Annotated in this window: 16 protein-coding genes and 1 tRNA gene; 1 reads left to right on the forward strand and 16 read right to left on the reverse strand. The window is 67.9% G+C overall.

Annotated elements, in window-relative coordinates; all coding sequences use genetic code 11:
* Positions 1–126: 126 nt before the first annotated feature.
* From EV687_RS14005 to cysM, 3 genes are read right to left on the reverse strand one after another with little or no spacing between them, the layout of a single operon-like run.
* Entirely contained in the window at positions 127–360 is a 234-nt protein-coding gene (locus EV687_RS14005) for a sulfurtransferase TusA family protein (RefSeq protein WP_122227378.1), read from the reverse strand.
* Positions 357–914: an NUDIX hydrolase gene (locus tag EV687_RS14010; protein ID WP_122227374.1), complete on the reverse strand. Its 558-nt coding sequence runs from the start codon at positions 912–914 to the stop codon at positions 357–359. The genes EV687_RS14005 and EV687_RS14010 overlap by 4 nt, the downstream gene beginning before the upstream one ends.
* Before the next feature lie 48 nt (positions 915–962).
* Positions 963–1865: a cysteine synthase CysM gene (gene cysM, locus EV687_RS14015; RefSeq protein ID WP_122227372.1), complete on the reverse strand. Its 903-nt coding sequence runs from the start codon at positions 1863–1865 to the stop codon at positions 963–965.
* Positions 1866–1904: 39 nt separating this feature from the next.
* Here cysM and EV687_RS14020 point away from each other — a divergent pair.
* Positions 1905–1989: transfer RNA gene (locus tag EV687_RS14020), tRNA-Leu, on the forward strand.
* A gap of 654 nt (positions 1990–2643) precedes the next feature.
* Here EV687_RS14020 and EV687_RS14025 read toward each other — a convergent pair.
* The 13 genes from EV687_RS14025 to EV687_RS14085 all read right to left on the reverse strand — a co-directional run bounded on the left by EV687_RS14025 (position 2644) and on the right by EV687_RS14085 (position 19013).
* Positions 2644–3621 (reverse strand): alpha/beta fold hydrolase, encoded by a 978-nt coding sequence (locus EV687_RS14025; protein ID WP_122227369.1) that lies wholly within the window; start codon positions 3619–3621, stop codon positions 2644–2646.
* Positions 3622–3806: 185 nt separating this feature from the next.
* A complete protein-coding gene (locus EV687_RS14030; RefSeq protein ID WP_122227366.1) occupies positions 3807–6215 on the reverse strand; it encodes a glucose/quinate/shikimate family membrane-bound PQQ-dependent dehydrogenase in 2409 nt (802 codons plus the stop codon).
* Positions 6216–6371: 156 nt separating this feature from the next.
* Positions 6372–7661 carry a glycosyltransferase gene (locus tag EV687_RS14035; RefSeq protein ID WP_122227363.1) on the reverse strand — a complete coding sequence of 430 codons (1290 nt, stop codon included), beginning with the start codon at positions 7659–7661 and terminating at the stop codon, positions 6372–6374.
* A gap of 123 nt (positions 7662–7784) precedes the next feature.
* The gene (locus EV687_RS14040) at positions 7785–9176 is read right to left on the reverse strand and encodes a sigma 54-interacting transcriptional regulator (protein WP_122227360.1); all 1392 of its coding nucleotides are present in this window, start codon (positions 9174–9176) and stop codon (positions 7785–7787) included.
* A 45-nt stretch (positions 9177–9221) separates the two neighbouring features.
* Positions 9222–11504, reverse strand: a complete 2283-nt coding sequence (locus EV687_RS14045; RefSeq protein ID WP_122227357.1) for a pilus assembly protein TadG-related protein — start codon at positions 11502–11504, stop codon at positions 9222–9224.
* On the reverse strand, positions 11501–12004 hold the full coding sequence (locus tag EV687_RS14050) for a TadE/TadG family type IV pilus assembly protein (protein WP_122227354.1): 504 nt from the start codon (positions 12002–12004) through the stop codon (positions 11501–11503). The genes EV687_RS14045 and EV687_RS14050 overlap by 4 nt, the downstream gene beginning before the upstream one ends.
* A gap of 1 nt (position 12005) precedes the next feature.
* Positions 12006–12521 (reverse strand): TadE/TadG family type IV pilus assembly protein, encoded by a 516-nt coding sequence (locus tag EV687_RS14055; RefSeq protein ID WP_242612639.1) that lies wholly within the window; start codon positions 12519–12521, stop codon positions 12006–12008.
* 134 nt (positions 12522–12655) lie between these two features.
* Positions 12656–13078, reverse strand: a complete 423-nt coding sequence (locus EV687_RS14060; protein WP_122227348.1) for a DUF3613 domain-containing protein — start codon at positions 13076–13078, stop codon at positions 12656–12658.
* 24 nt (positions 13079–13102) lie between these two features.
* Positions 13103–14035, reverse strand: coding sequence for a tetratricopeptide repeat protein (locus EV687_RS14065; protein ID WP_242612641.1), 933 nt, complete (start codon positions 14033–14035; stop codon positions 13103–13105).
* A complete protein-coding gene (locus EV687_RS14070; RefSeq protein WP_122228900.1) occupies positions 14032–15054 on the reverse strand; it encodes a type II secretion system F family protein in 1023 nt (340 codons plus the stop codon). The genes EV687_RS14065 and EV687_RS14070 overlap by 4 nt, the downstream gene beginning before the upstream one ends.
* Before the next feature lie 95 nt (positions 15055–15149).
* On the reverse strand, positions 15150–16139 hold the full coding sequence (locus tag EV687_RS14075; RefSeq protein ID WP_122227345.1) for a type II secretion system F family protein: 990 nt from the start codon (positions 16137–16139) through the stop codon (positions 15150–15152).
* Between the two features lie 50 nt (positions 16140–16189).
* Positions 16190–17512, reverse strand: coding sequence for a TadA family conjugal transfer-associated ATPase (locus EV687_RS14080; RefSeq protein WP_122227342.1), 1323 nt, complete (start codon positions 17510–17512; stop codon positions 16190–16192).
* 7 nt (positions 17513–17519) lie between these two features.
* Positions 17520–19013 (reverse strand): P-loop NTPase family protein, encoded by a 1494-nt coding sequence (locus EV687_RS14085; RefSeq protein ID WP_122227339.1) that lies wholly within the window; start codon positions 19011–19013, stop codon positions 17520–17522.
* Positions 19014–19021: the final 8 nt, after the last annotated feature.

Genomic DNA, 19021 nt, shown 5'->3' on the forward strand with positions numbered 1-19021 from the left:
GCCTGGCTGCCGGGCGCAGGGGCTGGCGTTGGCAGGGGCGGAACCCAGGGCACAGGCAGAAGCAGGGATGGCAGGGAGCGGGCCGTGTGCCACATGGACAGGCCGCAGGCCTGCAGGCAACCGGTTTCAGCGGCGCTGCAACACGAAGCGGTGCACGCCCGCGGCATCGGTGGATTGCTCCACCAAGGTGTTGCCGGTCTGCCGGGCGAAAGCGGCGAAATCCTGCAGCGAGCCGGGATCGGTGGCCAGCACAAGCAGCCGCTGGCCGCTTTGCAGGGTGTTCAGTGCCCGCTTGGCGCGCAGGATCGGCTGCGGGCAGCGCAGGCCGGTGGCGTCGACTTCGAGGGCGGCATCGGTCATGAGGTCTGCCCCTCCTCCTTGATGCGCAGCGGCTTGCGCTCGAACACCTCGGGCTCGAAGCCGCGCGAACGCAGCCATTTCTGCAGCGCCAGTCCAGTGCCGCTGCTGGTCCAGCAGCGCACCTGGGCCGGCTCGATCAGCTGGTACTCGGTCAGCTCGGGCGAGAGGCGCACCTCGCCGGTGGCGAGAACATGGTAGGCAATCAGCACCTGGTTCTTGCGCTGGAAGTCCCAGACACCCACCAGCTCGGTGCTTTGCACGTCGAGGTTGGTCTCTTCCTTGACCTCTCGCGCGACACCCTGCTCGGGTGATTCGCCCGCTTCCATGAATCCGGTGATGATGCCGAAGAAGCGGTCTTGCCACAGCGCGTTGTGCGCCAGCAGCACCTTGCCCTGATACTCGACGATGGCCGCCAGCACCGGGGTCGGATTGTTCCAGTGGGTCCAGCCACAGGCCGGGCAGCGCAGGCGCTGCACCGGGCCGCTGTCCTCCATGGCCGTCACCCATTGCAGCGCGGTGGCGCAATGGGTGCAGTATCGGACTTGGTATTCCATGCTTTGTCGGGGAGCGGGGATCAGCCCGCAAAATTCAGACCGGAAAAATCAGGCGGGGAAGACGCCGGTGGAGAGGTAGCGGTCGCCGCGGTCGCAGACCACGAAGACGATGGTGGCACCGTTCACGCGGGCATTGATCTGCAGCGCCACCCACAGCGCGCCGGCGGCCGAAATGCCGCCGAAGATGCCTTCCTCGCGCGCCATGCGGCGGGCCATGTCCTCGGCATCGTCCTGCGTCACCGACACCAGTTCGTCGACCGCGCTGGGATCGTAGATCTTGGGCAGGTACTCCTCGGGCCACTTGCGGATGCCGGGAATGCGCGAGCCCGGCGACGGCTGCGCGCCGATGATCTGCACGCGCGGGTTCTTCTCCTTGAGAAAGCGCGACACCCCGGTGATGGTGCCGGTGGTGCCCATCGCACTGACGAAGTGGGTGATGGTGCCGCCGGTCTGCTGCCACAGCTCGGGGCCGGTGGTCTCGTAGTGGATGCGCGGGTTGTCCTGGTTGGCGAACTGGTTGAGGATCACGCCCTTGCCCTGCGCCGCCATGGCGTCGGCCAGATCGCGAGCGGCCTCCATGCCACCGCTCTTGGGCGTGAGGATCAGTTCGGCACCGAAGGCCTTCATGGTCTGCGCGCGCTCGATGGAGAGGTCCTCGGGCATGATCAGGATCATGCGGTAGCCCTTGATGGCCGCGGCCATCGCCAGCGCGATGCCGGTGTTGCCCGAAGTCGGCTCGATCAGCGTGTCGCCGGGCTGGATGTCGCCGCGCTCCTGGGCGCGCTGGATCATGGAGAGCGCGGGGCGGTCCTTGACCGAGCCGGCCGGGTTGTTGCCCTCGAGCTTGGCGAGGATGGTGTTGCCGCGCGCGCGGCAGACATCGATGTCGATGCGTTGCAGCGCAACCAGCGGTGTGTTGCCAATGGCGTCTTCGATGGTCGAGAATTGCATAGGCGTAAATGTGCCATATAATCGCCTCCCTTGACGCCTGCCCGGGTGGTGAAATTGGTAGACGCAGGGGACTCAAAATCCCCCGCCGCAAGGCGTGCCGGTTCGATTCCGGCCCCGGGCACCATCTTGAAGATCAAATACTTGCGTGATTCGCGTCGCAGGTATTGGCGGCGTGTCCACGCAATGTGTCGCGCATCCGTTCAGGCCGAAGCTGTCTGACGGCCTTCAATTTGGTGGCTATAGTCCTGCATGCCTCTCGGTGATCCTCTTGCTGCCGGGCATCAGCAACCTGGACACATCATCTGTATCTCCAGCAAGGTTTGCGGCCCGTTTGTGCCCATGTCGCTGCGCACCTGGGATCGACCTGGAATTGCGATCTCCGCTCAATCAGCGTTGACAGAGCGTTGCCAGCCCCCTGGAGATTGAAACATCGAACTGCTGCCTGTCCCCTTGCAGTCTCGTTCCAGTGATGCAACAGCGGCCTGCGCGGTTCTTGCCCTGCTGCCTGTGCGGCAGCTGGCGCTCGGGGATCGGGGCATTCCGCCGATGCGTTTCTGGGCTGCCTGTGAGGCATCGGCAGCCCAGAAAAATCCGGATGCGGTTGTGAGGCCTGGCTCCAGGTGTGGAGGCGATATTGCCCTGCGTCATCGCCGCAGTTCTTGCATCGTCCAGCACATGGCATCCAGCGGCAATCCAGGATGCTGGAGAAAGGAGCCCTTGTGGGCCCGCGCCCTGCCAGGCAACAGCGGCCTTCCTGACACCTGTCGAAGCCAGCGCATCAGGCTGGTGCCAGCCACTGGCGCTGGCGCAGCCAGCCGAGGAGCGTGCTGCTGACTTCATCGGCGCGCTCGTGCTGCGTCCAGTGGCCGCAGTCGGCGATGGTGTGGCGCGCCAGATCGGGAACGTACTGCTCCATGCCACGCGTGGTTTCTGGCGGCAGCACGAAATCGCGGTCGGCGCTGACCATCAGCGCCGGAACGCGCACCCGGTCGTCGGTGCCCGCGCCATCGAGCCAGTTCTGGCGCAGATTGCGGTACCAGTTGAGGCCGCCGGTGAAGCCGGTCACGCGGTAGGTGTCGACATAGACCGCCAGTTCCTGCGCATCCAGAAAAGGCTCGCCCCAGAGTGCGGGCTCCTGGCCGAGAATCGTGGCCGGCAAGGCCTGCCAATGCGCCGGTCCTTGCCGGAAGGCCTGCAGCGACAGGGCCGGGCGGCGCATCATGCCCGAGAAGGTCTGGTACACGTCACGGCCGAGCAATTCTTCGGCGGCGCCAGGCTGCTGGAAGAACACCATGTAATTGCCTGGGCCTTTGTGAGCCCTCAGCGTCTCGAGCAGGTCGGTATCGGTGTGCCGGGTGTAGGGCGTGTTCAGCGAGGCGATACCGAGCACCCGGTCGGCATGGTCGCGCGCCAGCGTCCAGGCCAGCGCGCCGCCGAAATCATGGCCGACCACCACCGCGCGCGCTGCGCCCAGTGCGTCGAGAATGCCTGTCACGTCCAGTGCCAGATTGGCCATGCGGTAGTCATGCAAAGCGCCGTGCGTGCCGGTGTGGCCATAGCCGCGCAGGTCCGGCACGATGACCTGGCAGCCCGCCTGTACCAGCGGGGCGATCTGGTGGCGCCACGAATAGGCCAGCTCCGGAAAGCCATGCAGCAGTATCACGGGCAGGCCCGTGCCGGCGACGTGGACCGAGAAGGGCACGCCATTGCTGTGGATGGTTTGCGCGGGCGGCATGTCGGGATAGCGGGGCGGCATGGCGGTGCTCTCCTTGTGATGATTCCCGCGACACTAGCAGCCGCCCATGGTGCTGTCCGCCCGCAGGTGACAGGGGGCAGTGGCGGCGCAAAAAAACGCGGCTGCCATGGCGCCGCGTTGTCGGAGGGGGAGGGGCGAGGGGCGTGGCATGGAGCTGCCGCGTGCCGCGCCCGATGGGAAGGCGCTTACTGCCCGGGCAGTGCGTAGGCGATGATGTAGTCGCCGCGGTCGGGCGATTGGCGCGCGCCCCCGGCGTTGATGATCACATACTGCTTGCCGGTCTTGGGCGAGACGTAGGTCATCGGGCCGGACTGGCTGCCCACCGGCAGGCGGGCCTTCCAGATTTCCTGGCCGGTGGCGCCATCGAAGGCGCGCAGGTAGAAGTCCTGCGTGCCGGCGAAGAACACCAGGCCGGACTGCGTGGCCAGCGAGGGGCCCAGCGTCGGCATGCCGACCGGGATCGGCAGGCCCATGCGAATGCCCAGCGGGCCGGTGTCCTTGACGGTGCCCACAGGCACCTGCCAGGCAATCTGGCGGGTCTTGAGGTCGATGGCGGTCATGGTGCCGAAGGGCGGTTTCTGGCACGGCACGCCCAGTTGCGACAGGAAGCGCTGGCGCATTGCGCCGTATGGCGTGCCTTCCATCGGCACTGCGCCCATCTCGATGCCGCTGGCGTTCTTGGGCATGTTTTCGCGCGGAATCTGGTAGTTGAAGAGGCCCAGGCGCATGTCGTTGACGAACATGTAGCCGGTGGTCTTGTCCACCGAAACGCCGCCCCAGTTCATGCCGCCCAGGGAACCGGGCATCTGCAGCGCCGGATCGAGGCCCGGCGGCGTGTAGACGCCTTCGTGGCGCAGGCTCTTGAACTTGATGCGGCACAGCAACTGGTCGAGCGGCGTGGCACCCCACATGTCGGATTCGACCAGCGTTTCATTGCCGATGGAGGGCATGCCCACCGAGAACGGCTGCGTAGCCGAATAACGCTCGCCTTCGAGCTTGCCCTGCGGCACCGGCAACTCCTGGATCTCGGCCAGCGGCTCGCCGGTGGCGCGGTTGAACATGAAGATTTCGCCCTGCTTGGTGACCTGGACCAGCGCCGGATCGGTGCCGCCGTTGGCGTTGGGCACGTCATAGAGCAGCGGCTGGGCTGGCAGGTCGAAGTCCCACAGGTCGTGGTGGGTGGTCTGGAAGTGCCAGCGCACCCGGCCCGTCCTGGCCTCGACGGCCACGATGGAAGAGGAGTACTTCTCCTCCTCCGGCGTGCGCTGGGCGCCCCAGAAGTCGGGTGTGGAATTGCCGGTGGGCAGGTAGATCAGGTCCAGCTCGGGGTCGAAGGCCATGGCGGCCCAGACGTTGGGCGAGCCGCGCGTATAGGTCTGGCCTTCGGGCGGCAGCCCGGTGATTTCGGGGTTGCCCGAATCCCAGGCCCAGACCAGTTCGCCGCTGTGCACGTCGAAGGCGCGCACCACGCCCGAGGGCTCGTCGGTGGACCAGTTGTCGGCCACGCGGCCGCCGACCACCACCAGGTCATCGGCAATCAGCGGTGTCGAGGTCTGCTGGTACCAGCCGAACGGGATCTCGCCCATGCCGGCCGAAAGATGGACGGTGCCCTGGTTGCCGAAGCCGGCACAGGGCTGGCCGTTGTCGGCGCTGATGGCGATCAGGCGCGCATCCAGCGTCGGCAGCAGCAGGCGGCGCGAGCAGGCGCCCGGCTGGGCGTTGTCGATGTCGACCGACACCCCCGAGACGTGCGGCGAGGGCGGTGCGCCGGCGTCCTCGTAGTAGCCCAGGCCGCGGCAACGCTGCCAGCTCGGCGCCTTGGCCTTGGCGTCGAAGCGCCAGCGTTCGGCGCCGGTGTCCACATCCAGCGCGATGACCTTGGAGTAGGGGGTGCAGACGTACAGCGTGTCGCCGATCTGCAGCGGCGTGTTCTGGTCCTCAGCGCCGGCGCCGGTGCTTTGCGGAATGTCGCCGGTGTGTGCCGTCCAGGCCACCTGCAGGTCCTTGACGTTGTCCTTGTTGATCTGGTCGAGCGCCGCGAAGCGGTCCCCGGCCGTGGTGCCGCCCCAGTGGCGCCATTCGGTCTGCGCCTGTCCCGGGGCCACGGGCGTGGGGGCGGGCACGGCCTGCGTGGCGGCGATGATGGGCGCGGGCATGAAGGCATAGCCGGCCGTGATCACCAGCGCCAGCAGCAGCAGGGCCGAGACGCCCAGCCAGCCGCGTCCCACTGCCGTGGCACCGGCGGCGCGCGCCAGTGACGGCCAGGCCAGCGCCACCAGCAGGCTGAGCACGCCGAAGGCGAACAGGCGCGAGACCAGGGGCCAGAACGTCAGCCCGGCGTCCGCCACGGCCCAGACGATGGTCAGCACCATCACCAGCGCGAACAGCCAGGCGCCCGAAGTGCGGCGTCCGAACATCAGCACGGCCGAGACCAGCAGGCCCAGCCCGCTGAGGACAAAGTACCAACTGCCGCCCAGATAGGCGAGATAGGCGCCCCCGATGCCGAGGAACAGGCCGAACAGCAGCACCAGTGAACTGGCGATCCAGATGGGCCAGCGGCGTGGCGGACTGGTATTGGGATGATGGGTATTCATGATGACAAAGACTCCGGCACAAGGTGTAGGAAAACGCAGGCTGGGTGCGGCCGTCGACTCCGGCCAGTGCCTTGCAGCGCACGATCAGGTGACCCGATTTTCGTTGAATGGGCCAGACATTGCATACTGGCGCGGATGTCTGGCAGGCCGTCAGGGTCATGGCTCCTGGCGCCGAGTGCGGTGCCTCGCCATGGCCAACTGGAACAAATCCATGAAGCGCGGGGCCACGGTGTCGATGTGAAAGCGCCGGCCGGTCTCGCGCGCCGCGCTGGCATAGCGCGCACGCCGGGCCGGGTCGGCACGCAGTGCGCGAATGGCGGCCAGCCAGGCATCGTCGTCATCGGGCAGTAGCAGGCCATTGACATCGTGCTGCACGAGTTCCGGCACGTAGCCCCAGTTCGAGCCGATGACGCAGCCGCCGCGCGCCAGGATTTCCATCAGGCCCCAGTTGGCCACGCCGTGCCGCAGCGGGTAGAGGAAGAGGTCGATCGTGGCCAGCGTGCGGGCAAACTCGGCATAGGGCAGGCGGCCGGGGAATTCCACGACGCTGGCGGCCGGATGGATTTTCAGCAGATGATCGCGAAAGCTGGCGACCGCACCCTTGTAGCGCCGCTGCACCCACTGCTGCTCGTAGCCATAGGTGACGGCGGTGGGATCGCCCAGCGCCAGGAAGCGGACACCCTCTCCATCGCCCTCGCGCACCAGCCGGTCCACCAGCCGCATGAAGGTCTCGAAACCCTTGGCGCTGGAGAGATCGCGCGCGGCAAAGCCGATCGTGAAGTCTTTGTCCGTCCGTTTGCCGGTATGGTTTCCGGCAGGTTTGCGGGCACATTCTTCGCTCTGCGTGCCGGCCTCCTGCGGCTGGATGTCGAAGCCCTCGAACTGTACCGCGATGCGCTCCTGCAGCAGCGGTGGAAACAGGCTGCGCGCATGGGCGCTGGGTACGATGGTCAGGTCGCTGCCGAGCACCTGGTGGAAATGCAGCATCTCCATGTTGCGGTCGGCCATGCGTTGCCCGGCATCGGGCGGGTAGGCGGCGTCCCAGCCGTGTGCGCGGTAGCTCGGGAACTCGATGTAGCTGACGATCGCCGCATCGAGCTCGCCATACAGCCAGTTGGGCGCGCCCCACAGCGAATGGGTGACGAGGCAGTCGATGCGGCCGTGCTGCTTCTCGAAGGCATGCAGCGCCTGCAGCAGGCCGCGGCAGATGCGCGCCGAGCGTTCCACCTTGTCGCTGTAGTAATAGCCCTGCGGCTTGACGATGTTGCCGTCCGGGCGGAATGCCAGCAGGTGCTCGCATTCCGCGGCGTGCCGCTTGGCATGGCCGGGCATGGTCATGAACCAGCTGCGGGCCTGGCCGCTGGCGCGCAGGTGGCGGCACAACAGGCTGTACTGGCTGGGGTAGACGGCGCTGGCGAAGACGATGACGGGTTGGTGTGCGGGCATGGCAGTGGTGTGGGACGGGGCCGGGACGGGCAGTCACCGCTTCCGGATGCGTAGGAAGCGGCAGGGGTGAATCGCCGGGCGTGAGTCGCGGGGTGTGAGCCGCAGGGTGCGCGCCGGCCATCCTCAATTCGGCAGTGGCACTTCCGGCTCGCCATCGCTGATCTGGTACTTGCGCATCTTCTCCCACAGCACCTTGCGGCTGATGCCCAGGTGCTGCGCGGTGTTCTGGCGCTTCCAGTCGTTGGCGTTGAGCGCGGCGATGATGCGGTTGCGCTCCTCCAGGTCCCAGTTGCTGCGGTCGGCCAGCAGCGGCTCATGGCCCGGAGAGGCCGCCAGCGGATGCGCGCCGAGGTTCTGGGCCAGGTCCAGCAGACGCTGGATGGCGCCGCCCTCCGTCCAGCTGCGCGTCTGCCGCGCCGTCACGCCGATGCGTTCGGCCAGGTTGCGCAGCTCGCGCACATTGCCGGGGAAGTACATCTGCGCCACCGCATCGAGGATGAAGAACGGCGGCTCGCCCAGCGCCTGCAGCAGCTCCTCACCCATCACCTGGTGCAGGATGCTGCGGAAGATCGCCAGCTTGTCGGCCTCGCCGCGTTCATCCAGGCTGGGGATGGCCAGCTCGATCACCGCCAGACGGAAGAACAGGTCGGCGCGGAACGCGCCCTCGCGCACCATCTCGCGCAATGGCCGGTTGGTGGCGGCCACGAGCCGGAAATCCAGCCGCACCTGCGAGGCCGAGCCGAGCCGGGCGACGGTGCGCTCCTCCAGCACCCGCAGCAGCTTGACCTGCTGGTAGAGCGGCAGATCAGCGATTTCGTCGAGGAACAGCGTGCCGCCATTGGCCTGCTCGAAGTAGCCCTTGTGCGCCGCCACCGCACCGGTGAACGAGCCCTTGGCGTGGCCGAAGAACAGCGACTCGAACAGCCCGTCCGGAATCGCACCGCAATTGACCACGATGAAAGGGCCCTGCCCGTAGCGGCTGTTGCGCTCGTGCAGCCGCTCGGCAATGCGCTCCTTGCCCACGCCCGTCTCGCCGATGACGAGTACGCTGTGTTCGCAGTCGGCAAAGGTGTCCACGTCGTGCAGCAGGCGCTGCATGCATTCGGCGACCGCGATGATGTCGCCCGAGCGCTGCACCTGCCGGCGGTTGCTTTGCAGCCGCTGCAGGATGCGCACCAGCATGGCGCGCAGCTCCGCGCCCGTGAAGTCGAACGGCAGCACGTGCGAATACTCCGTCGCGTAGCTGCCGGGGCTGACTTCGCGCTGGTTGGCGCTGACCCACAGCACCGGCATGCCGAAGGTGCCTTCGATGCCCTGGCGCGTGAAGCGTGCGCCCTCCAGCACCGACACGCTGACCACGGCGATGGCGTTGCCCAGCTCGCTGGAATCGGCGGGAAGGTTCAGGCTGTCGGCGCGGATCACGTCGACGCCCAGGTTGAGCACGCAGCGCTCGACCCGCTCGGCAATGTCCGCCTGGCCTTCCCAGACATAGATCACCAGTTCGTCGAGATTCACTGCGGGTCTCCTTGTCGTTCTGTCATGTGTTCTCTGTGGGGGTCATCAATAGACCAGTTGGGCGGTGTCGCATTCGATGGCCAGGGCCTTGATGTCCGTGCGGCCCAGTTCGAGGCCGAGCGCATCGTCCAGTATGGTCGTCAACAAACCGCCAACACCGTTGAGCACGGGTTTGAGGGTTTGCAGAACGGGCTTGAGCAGCAGGCAGAGCGCGCCGTTGCAGGCGACGGCGCTGCTGTTCGGATCCATCAGCGAATCGATGGTGGCACTGTTCGGGCTCAATGGATGCAGACTGCCCTGGTGGCTTTGAAGCAGCCGGGTCAGGTTGTGCTTGACGCAGCCATTCCAGTTCAGCAATGAACTGAGCAGGCCCGCGCAGCTTCGGTAGCCGTTGTCAAAAGTGGAGATGCCCAGCAGGTCCAGGAGACTTCCTGGTACGCTGGTATAGGACTGCAGCGCTTGCGTGAACGAGCCCCGGTTCCACCAGGCTGATGGGCAGGCAACAAGCAGGCACGTCGTTGCCACGGCATTGTTGAACTCGAAATTCGAGGTCAGCAGTGGTGGCATATAGCCATCCTGGTCAGGACTTCCAGAGCCTGACAGCACCAGATTCGAGACATTGGCGACGTTATAGAACCCGGCCGAGTCCTTGCTGGCCTCCAAATAGAATTCCGCCATCAGCGCGATCGTGTTCTGGGCGTTGTATGGCGCCCCTTCCCAATCGCCGACCATGGTGGGCGCCGGATCCCGGAACAGACCGCTGAGCAGGTTCAGCAAGCCTGTCACGACGTTGTCGACGGTATCGCCCAATGCCAGCGCGTTGGGCCGTGTTGCGCGTTCGTCGCCCACTTGCATGTCCAGGCCGGTGGTGTCGTCCACGTAGCTCAATGCCGGGATGTGCAGCTTGCCCGAAAGAATGGGGGCATGCAGCAGTTTGACGAGCTGTTCCTCGCCCAGGAAGCTGTCGCAGCGATTGGTGTTCGACATGATGTTGTCCTCGGACATGTTGCCGACGCAGACATTGGCAACCGCCGAGTCAACGGCGATGTCGATGGTCTGGGGGATTCGGCGACACTGGATATCGGTGAGTTCCCCCTGTGCGGATACGACATCGACGGCGATCGGCAGATGGACGCGGATTCCGAGAATGCCCTCCAGGAGCCAGTTCAGGGCCCCGCCCAGCAGATTCTGCGTATCGACGTCGAGGAACAGGCGCACCTGTGCGCTGTAGCCTTTGGTTCCCACAGGGCCGATCGCAATGGTGGGTGGCTCCACAATGCTCGCCTTGGCTTGCACCAGCCCGGCCACGTTGAGATCCGGCACTTCGATCGCATGCCCGTTGGCGGCGATGCCGATCGCTGTCTTGATCAGGTCTCCAAGGCCGATTTGCACGTCCAGTGCGGCATCGAGCGGATCGTCGCGTCCTATGCCGAGAAACGCAAACAGACCGGATGTGTTTTCGCTGCTGCCCAGGGGAATGACGACATTGCCCAGGCCAAGCTGGAGAATGCGGGTGCGCAACGCCTGAAGATCGAGGTTCAGCGCGTCGTCGGTGGCTGCAGCGAGCGAGGCATCCAGAATGTTCAGCAGCGTGATGTTGTCGATGTCCGCGACGCCATCGGGTGTCAGCACGCCCACGCCGCCGATGCCCAGATCCACGCCGAGCAGATCCAGCAGGCCGGACGGCGAGATCCTGGCGCTGGCCAGGCCGTCCGAATCCAGCAGGCGCAGGTCGTCGATGCTGAGACCGACGGCTCCCAACAGACTGCCGAGCAGTGCATCCTCGTCGAAACGCAGCAGTTGCGCCCCGACCTGAAACGCCGCCACCGGTTCGTTGCGCCTGGCCACTGCTTCGGCCACGATGGTGCGGCTCCAGGGGCCAGGCAGAATGGTCGGCGAGGTGCCTTGCACCACGACGTGCGCGGCATTGAGCGGCCCGGCTGCGGTGACTGCAGCGAAATGGCGTGGTTCGGCATGTTCGCCAGGGTTCCAGTTGCCGCAGGTCACGCTCGTCTGGCCATCGTCACGGGTCACGGCGATGGGCCAGTTGTTCTGGATGCTGGTGTTGCCCGCGGCGATGCAGCTGCCGGCGCCGGCGCCACTCTGGTAATCGATGTTCTGCACCGCCTCGATGGCGGCCAGATCGGCGATGCGCTGCAGGTCGCGCTTGGCGTAATACATGTAGCCGATGTCGACGGTGCCAAGGATGGCGACCAGCACGGCCAGGATCAGCGCGAACTGGACCAGGATGGAGCCGCCTTGGCCTGTTGCCGGGCCCTGTCGCAGCTGGCGCAGGACAGGTGCCGAAGGGGCGTATCGATGGGTCATGGCGCTCCTCCTGTGGCCAGCGTGAACGAGACCAGGGCGCTGGCCTGCAGGCTGGCCGGCTCCGTCAGTGCCCAGTGGCCCAACTGGATGGGCCGGGGATCTGCATCGGTGTTGCCGAAAAGCGCTGGCAGCCGGTAGCTGACGTTCAGGCGTGCTTCATCGGTGCCGACGGTCAGCGTGACGGTGGTGTCCTGCAGCGGGTTGCCGGGAATGCCGCTGTGCTGCAGGCTTCTTTTCACCACGTCGTCGGCGGCCGCCTGGATGCTGGCGGGGACGGTGATGTCATGGCCGGGCAGCGCGCCATAAATCAGGTTCTGCACGATGCGCGCGCCATCGCCGGCGGCCCGTGTCACCGATTGCTGCGCCTGCAGCACGCGCCAGTACACCAGCAGGCCCAGCAGCATCAGGGCCATCAAGGCGGCGATGAAGGCGAATTCGATGGCCGCCACGCCGCGCTGGCGTGGCGGCCTCCGGTTGGATGGGGCGGCGTTGCGGGTCATCTCAGAAGCCTCCCCGGTCGACCAGGATGCTGGCGCTGGCCGACAGCGTGGCGGGATTGAGGATGTCCATGTCCAGCAGGCTTAGGCCCGGCACCAGCGGCGCCGAGCCATAGGCGATGCTGAAGTCGAGCTGGACCATGCAGCGTTCGGCGATCGTGGTGCCGCAGGTCAGGGAAGGGGCGCAGCTGGCCGCGTTGCCGACGTGGCAGATGTTGACGCTGATGGTGTCGGTGGTGGGCCGCAGGGCATCAGGCAGCCAGCCCAGGCGGCTGATCACGACGGCTCTGGCCGTGTCCAGACGGGCGTTCCGGTCACTTTGGTAGCGCAGGACTGCGCGGGCGCCATCCTCGGCGGCGAACTGCATCGATTCGCGCACCAGGAACGCCAGTCCATAGCTGATGATGGCATACAGCAGCATGAAGAACACCGGAAAAATGATGGCCCACTCCAGCGCATAGACGCCGCGCTGGCGTCCGCGAGCCGGTCCGCCTCTGGTGCCGCCAGCGCGCTCCCGCACGGCGCGCGGCCACGAAGCGGCCCCCGCCCCTTGCTGTGGAAGGTTTGGCAGTGAAAGGGAAGGGGTGCCCCGCAGGGGCGGCGGATTCTGGCAGGCCATGTGCGACTCGCTTTCTGCCGGGCTCGGGCGCGGCATCAGTCTCCCACGCCGGTGTCGACGCCGGTTTCGTAGTGCTCCGGAATCCTGGTCTCGAAGCTTTGGAGGTAGCGCTGGTAGCTGCGGCTGGCCTGTTCGCCGTCGATGGGGCGCGGCTGGCTGCCCTGGGAGGCGCGCTGCATGGCCAGCAGGTGGTCGGTGGCCCGGCCGACCTGCGTGCGTTCGGAAGGTGCGCGCTGCGTGATGGGGGTGGCCGCGGCGGTGGCATCGCTGTCACCGGCGGCGGGCCAGTGCGTCAGTGCCGCTTCCGCCGCCGTGGTGGAGGGCTCGGCCGGGTCTGCCGGCTGTGCCTGCGCGCCGGTGCCGGCGAGCAACAGCGCAAGGCCCAGGACAAGGCTCGGCGCAAAGCCCTGTGGACGGGACAAGGCGTGGGGGAGCGGGCGGCAGGTGGCATGGGTCATGGTGTTCTCCTTGATCGTCGTGCGTCATTCATTCGTTGCCACGGCGTTTGCACCGCCGCCATCGGCATCGGCGCTGGCCTCCCGGATGGCCGGGGCCACGGGGGCTGCAGGGGCCGCTGCGGCGATCTCGGCCTTGGCCGCACCTGTTGCGCCCGCCACACCCGCCGAGCGGGCCTGCGCGGCCAGTTGCACCTGGGCCAGTTGCTGCTGCAGCACCGGCAGGCTGTTCGGGTCGATCAGCGGCGCGGCGCCCTTGCCCTGCGGGCGCGAGAGCCGCTGCAGCAGCGCGGTGGCTTCTGCCTGATGGCCGCTGGCCAGCCAGAACAGCGCCAGATTGAGCTGCACGCGGGCGTTGTTCGGGGCCAGTTGCGCGGCCTGCTGGATGGGGATGCGGGCGGCATCCAGCCGGCCATCGAGCATGTGCGCATAGGCGATGTCGCTGAGCACGGTGGCATCGATGGGGTTGAGGCGGCGTGCCAGCTCCAGTTGCTGCACGGCCTGTGCGTAATGGCCTTGCGCTGCCAGCAGCAGGCCCAGGCCACGCCGCGCACGGGCGGCGGTGGCGCCTTCGAGCAGGCCGAGATAGGTGGTGCGGGCAGCCTCGGCCTGGCCCGTGTTGCGCAGCGCATCGGCGCGCAGCAGCCGCGCCTCGGGGCGCGGGCCGTACTGCTGCTCGAAGGCATCGGTGTGCGCCAGTGATGCATACCATTGACCGGCCTGCTGCATTTGCACGATCAGGTCGAGGTAGGTCTGTTCGGTGTCCACCCTGGCGGCCTGCTCGGCGGCCTGCAGTTGCTGCTGGGCCTGGGCGGCGGTATTGTGCTCGGGGGCCACGCCATAGCCCTGTGGCGCCCTGGCGGCGCAGCCAGCCAGCAGCAGCACGCTGGATGCTGCCAGCAGGCCCAGGCCGGTGCCGCACCGGGTCGAGCTTGAGGTCGAGTGTGCCGGTCGCATCATCCATTGCCTCCCATCTTCGAAAGCGAGCGGATCACCGCCATGAAGCCGGGGCCGGCGGTGATGACCAGCAGCGCCGGCAGCAGGGTCAGCACCATCACGCCGGTCATCTTCACGGTGATCTTGCCGATCTTCTCCTTGAACGCGGCCTGGCGCTTTTCGCGCAGGCGCATGCTGAATTGCTTGAGCGGCTCCTGCACCGCGCCGCCGTGCCGGTCGACCTGCACCAGCAGGCTGACGACGGCGGTCATGTCGTCGTCGGCGCTGAGGTTGGCCAGGCGCTGGAAGGACTGCTCGCGGCTGCGGCCGCTGGCATAGAGCTGGTTGGCCAGCGCCAGCTCGCCGCCGAGCACGCGCAGCACGCTGCCGAATTCGCTGGCGAGAATCTGCAGGCTCTGGTCGATGCTCAGGCCCACTCCCTGCAACAGGCGCAGCAGGTCGACGAACAGCGGCAACTCCTCCACCACCTGTTCGCGGCGGCGCGAGGCCCTGTTCTGCACATACCATTTCGGCGCCATCAGGCCGATGCCGAAGCCGAAGAATCCCACCATCAAGGCCTTCATGCCACCGGGCTGCAGCACGGCAACGGCCAGCAGCGGCAGCGCGACGGCCAGCACGGCGCGGCTGGCCACATACAGCATGCTGCCATTGCGCGGCGAAATGCCGGCCTGGTCGAGCAGCTTGCGATCCTCCTCGGCCAGCAAGGCGCGGGCAACGCCACTGTCGAGCCAGGCCGGTGGCTGCAGGCCGGTAGCCAGTTCGGGGCCTGCGGCGGCGCCGGCGGGGGCCCGGGCGCTGGCCAGCGGGTTGAGGAGTTGCTGGTCGCGCGCGGCGCCCGAAGGGGTGGCCAGCGCGGCGGCCTTTTGCGCCAGGGCTGCCTGTTCGCGAGCCTGCAGGGTCTGGCCGATGTGCGCGGATGCCCTGGCCGAGCGCCACAGGCGCCACAGCAGCGCAGCGGCCCACAGCGCCACGCCCAGCGCCGCCAGGCCGAGGCTGAGGATGAAAAGCTGCCGGGGCGTCATGGCCGCCGCCTCCAGGCCGATGCGATGCGCCGGTGGGGACGGCGCCATGCGGGGGTGTTCATGGGGTGTGCTCCTGCCATTGCGTGCTCATCGCCTCATTTCAGGCGTGCCAGCCGGTACAGCAAAAAGGCGCCGAAGGCTTCCAGCGCCGCGGCAACCAGGATCATCTTCTGGCCGCTGGGGTCGTTCCACATGCGCAGGAAATAGCCGGCATTGAGCACCATGATCAAGGCACCCACGGCAATCGGCAGCAGTGCCAGCACCCAGGCCGAGAGGCGGATCTCGGCCGACAGCGCATGCAGTTCCTGCTCGGCCGCCTGGCGGTCGCGGATGTAGGCGGCCACCCGCTCGAGCACCAGGTCGGCGCGGCCGCCGTAGCGCACGCTCATGCGGAACACGGCGGCGAGCAGGCCGAACTCCGGCAGGCGCCAGTGGCCTTCGAGCTGTGCCATGGCCTGCCCCAGGTCCGGGTTGGCGCTGAGCATCGCGGTGGCCTGCTGCAGCGCGTCGCCCAGCGGTGCGGGCACATTGCCGACGGCGAGCTGGAAGGCCGCATGCGGCGAGTTGCCGATGGAGATCAGCCGCACCATGTTGTCCAGGAAGCCCGGCAGCTGCTGCAGCAGGCGCTGGCGGCGCGCGCTGGCGCGGCGCCAGATGAAAAAGCCCGTCACCAGCGCATGGATGGCCGTGAGCAGGATGGCCGCCGTCGGCCCGGCGAGGGCCGCGCCGATGATCAGCACTGCCAGCCCGACGGCGGCGAGCAGCAGCACGGTGGTGCTGGAGATGCCCCATGCGCCCAGCCCCAGCACCTCGGTCAGCCGTGCCTGCCAGCCGGCCGGAGCCCCGGTGGCGCTGCCGCGTGGCATGGACGGACCCAGGCCCGGGCCCGGCACCGGTTGCTGGGCCACCCTGGCGCCGCCCGCCGGCGTGGCCATGGCGCGCTGGTGGATGCTGCGCTGCAGGTGGCTGGAGACCGACTGCAGCTGCTGCTGGCGCCGCGCGCGGCCGAACAGCCACACCGCCAGGCCCAGCAGCAGCAGGGCCAGCGCCAGCATCAGCAGCACGGCGGGGTGAATGCGGGTCATCGTCTCAGGGCCTCATGGGTTGCTGTGTGGGGTTTCAACTGCGCGCGGTTTCAGTAACGGGCGCCGCCGGCCTGTTGCTGCATGCGCCACCAGGCCTGCAGCTTGGGCGAATGCGGCGAGATGCCCAGCGACACCCACTGGTCCTGCTCCTGCCCGTCCGCGCCCACGTAGGGCTCGTAGCGGTAGAGCTCCTGCATGGAGATCATGTTGTCGGTCATGCCGGTGACCTCGGTCAGCGAGAGCAGGCGCCGGCGGCCGTTGGAGAGCCGGCCGATCTGCACGATGAAGTCCACCGCGTTGGCGATCTGGCGGCGCAGGCTGACCTCGCTGCCCTGGAAGCCCGCAAAGCCGGCCAGCATCTCGGCGCGATAGAGGCATTCGCGCGGCGAGCTGGCGTGGATGGTGCCCATCGAGCCGTCGTGGCCGGTGTTCATGGCCTGCAGCAATTCGAGCACCTCGCCGCCGCGCACTTCGCCGACGATGATGCGGTCGGGCCGCATGCGCAGGCTGTTGCGCAGCAGGTCGCGGATGCTCACCAGGCCGGTGCCGTCGAAGCCGCCGGGGCGGCTCTCCAGGCGCACCACGTGGCTGTGGTTGAGCGACAGCTCTGCCGTGTCCTCGATGGAGACGATGCGTTCGCTGCCCGGGATGAAGCTTGCCAGCGCGTTGAGCAGCGAGGTCTTGCCCGAGCTGGTGCCGCCGCTGACGAGGATGTTGCAGCGCGACTGCACCGCCATCTCCAGGATGCGGCAGATGTCCTCGTTGAAGGTGCCCAGCTGCACCAGCTCGGCGGGGGTCAGCGGGTCCTTCCTGAACTTGCGGATCGAGACCGAGGGCCCGTCGATCGCCAGCGGCCCGATGATGACGTTGATGCGCCCGCCATCGGGCAGGCGCGCATCGACCATCGGGCTCGATTCGTCCAGGCGCCGGCCCAGCGGCGCGAGGATGCGCCGCACGATGCGCAGCACATGCTCGTCGTCCTTGAAGCGCACGCTCTCGCGCTGCAGCATGCCGCCGCGCGAGACATAGATGTTGGCGTGGCCGTTGATCAGGATGTCCTCGACCGCCGGGTCTTCGAGCAGGTCCTGCAGCGGCCCGAGGCCCGTGAGCTCGCGGGTGAGCGCGCGCGCCACCAGCAGCGCCTCCTGTTCGTTGACGGGCACCGAGTGCAGGCGGATGAAGCTGTCGAGCTCCAGCAGCACGAACTGGGCGATGGCCGCCTGCGACCAGCGGCCGAACTCGGCGCCCAGCTCCTCGATGCGGCTGAGCAGGTGCTCGTGGGCGCGGTCCTTGAGCTCCGCGTACAGCGGGCTGTTCTCGAACGCGCTGGACTGGGCGTTTGCCAGGGGGGGGGAATATGCCTCGGTAGTCATGGGGCGCTCAGCTCCTCAGGCGTTGGATGAATCGGGCCAGGCCACCGGTGCCGCCGCCGGCCGGTGGCGGCGGTCCGGCCTTGTTGTGCTGGCCGTGCTGACTGGCGAGCAGTTGCCCGGCGAGCTGGTCGACTGCCTGCACGTAGGGCTCGCGGCGCAGCGTGGCCGGCAGCAGCCGGCCCTGGTTGATGGCTTGCGCCAGCGCCGCGCGCCGCTCCGGAATCACTGCCAGCAGCGGCAGCTGCAGCTGCCGGGCGATCTGCTGGGCATCGAGCTCGACCCGGGCGTCATGGCGGCTGACGATGAGCTGCACGCGGCCGCGCTCGATCTTCTGCTCGCTCAGCTGGGCCAGCAGCTCCGCGGTCGATACCACGCTGGTCACGCTCTGGTCGCACACCACCCAGACCTGGCTGGCGCGCAGCGCCACGCGGGTCGCCAGACTGGTCTGCAGCACCGCGCCCAGGTCGGCGATCACGTGCGTGAAGTACTGCCGCAGCCGCAGCACCAGCAGATCGACGTCGGCGTAGGAAATCTCGCGCAGCCGGCCCGGCTGGCGCGGCAGGCCCAGCAGGCGCAGCCCGCTGGCGTGGCGGGCCAGGCCGGCCGAGGCCATGCGCCGGTCGAAACGCCGCAGGTTGTGCACCGCCTCGATGAAGTCGAATTCGTTGCCGACATCCAGGTACAGCGAGTCGTCGCCGCTCGGGTTGCCCAGGTCGATCAGCAGCGTCTCCAGCGCGGCGTCGCCCTCGTCAAGGCCGGAGGTGGCATTGGCCGCTGTGCCGGCGCCGGCGATGCGCTGCTGCAGGTACCAGGCCAGGTGCGTGGCCAGCAGGCTGCTGCCCAGCCCGGCGCGCGCAGAGAGGATGGCCGTCAGCGGCGCGCTGTCGTGCCCATCCTGGGCGGTGGCGGGCGTGCGGCGCACCAGCTCCTGCACGGCCTGCTGCGCCGCCTGCGCGTTGCCGTCGAGGTCGATGAAGTCCTGCACGCCGGCGCGCAGGGCCGCCAGCGTGGCCTGCGGGTGCTTCATGCAGCCCACGGCCACCAGCGGCAGGTGCGGGTGCGAGATGCGCAGGCGCTCGACCAGGTGGGTGGCGAGGTCCAGCACCGGTGCCTCGAACTGGATCAGCACGACCTGCGGCAGCAACAGCTGCACCTGTTCGCCCACGTTCTCCTGGAAACGGGCGGTGTGCAGCCGGGCGCCGTCGAGTACGCGGCGCGTCCAGGTCTGCGCCAGCGCGCCCTCGGGCGTGCCGGCATGGACCAGCAGCAGATCGGCATCCAGGTCGGGGCAGGCCGGTGGGCGTACCGCGCTGGCCTGCACCACTTCCAGCGGGCGCGGGCGGGCATCGCCCGTCTGCGCGGGTGCGGCCAGTGGCGATGCCGCCGCCGGCCGGGCGGCGAGCAGGGTTTCCAGCGATGCCAGCGGGCTGGTGGCGGCGCTGTCCGGTGCCGGATGGTTGGGCGCACCGGCCGTTGGGGGCGAGGTGACGGGCTTGTTCATGGCGTGGC

This window comes from Corticibacter populi (genome assembly GCF_004217315.1).
Classification (GTDB): Bacteria; Pseudomonadota; Gammaproteobacteria; order Burkholderiales; family Burkholderiaceae_C; genus Lampropedia; species Lampropedia populi.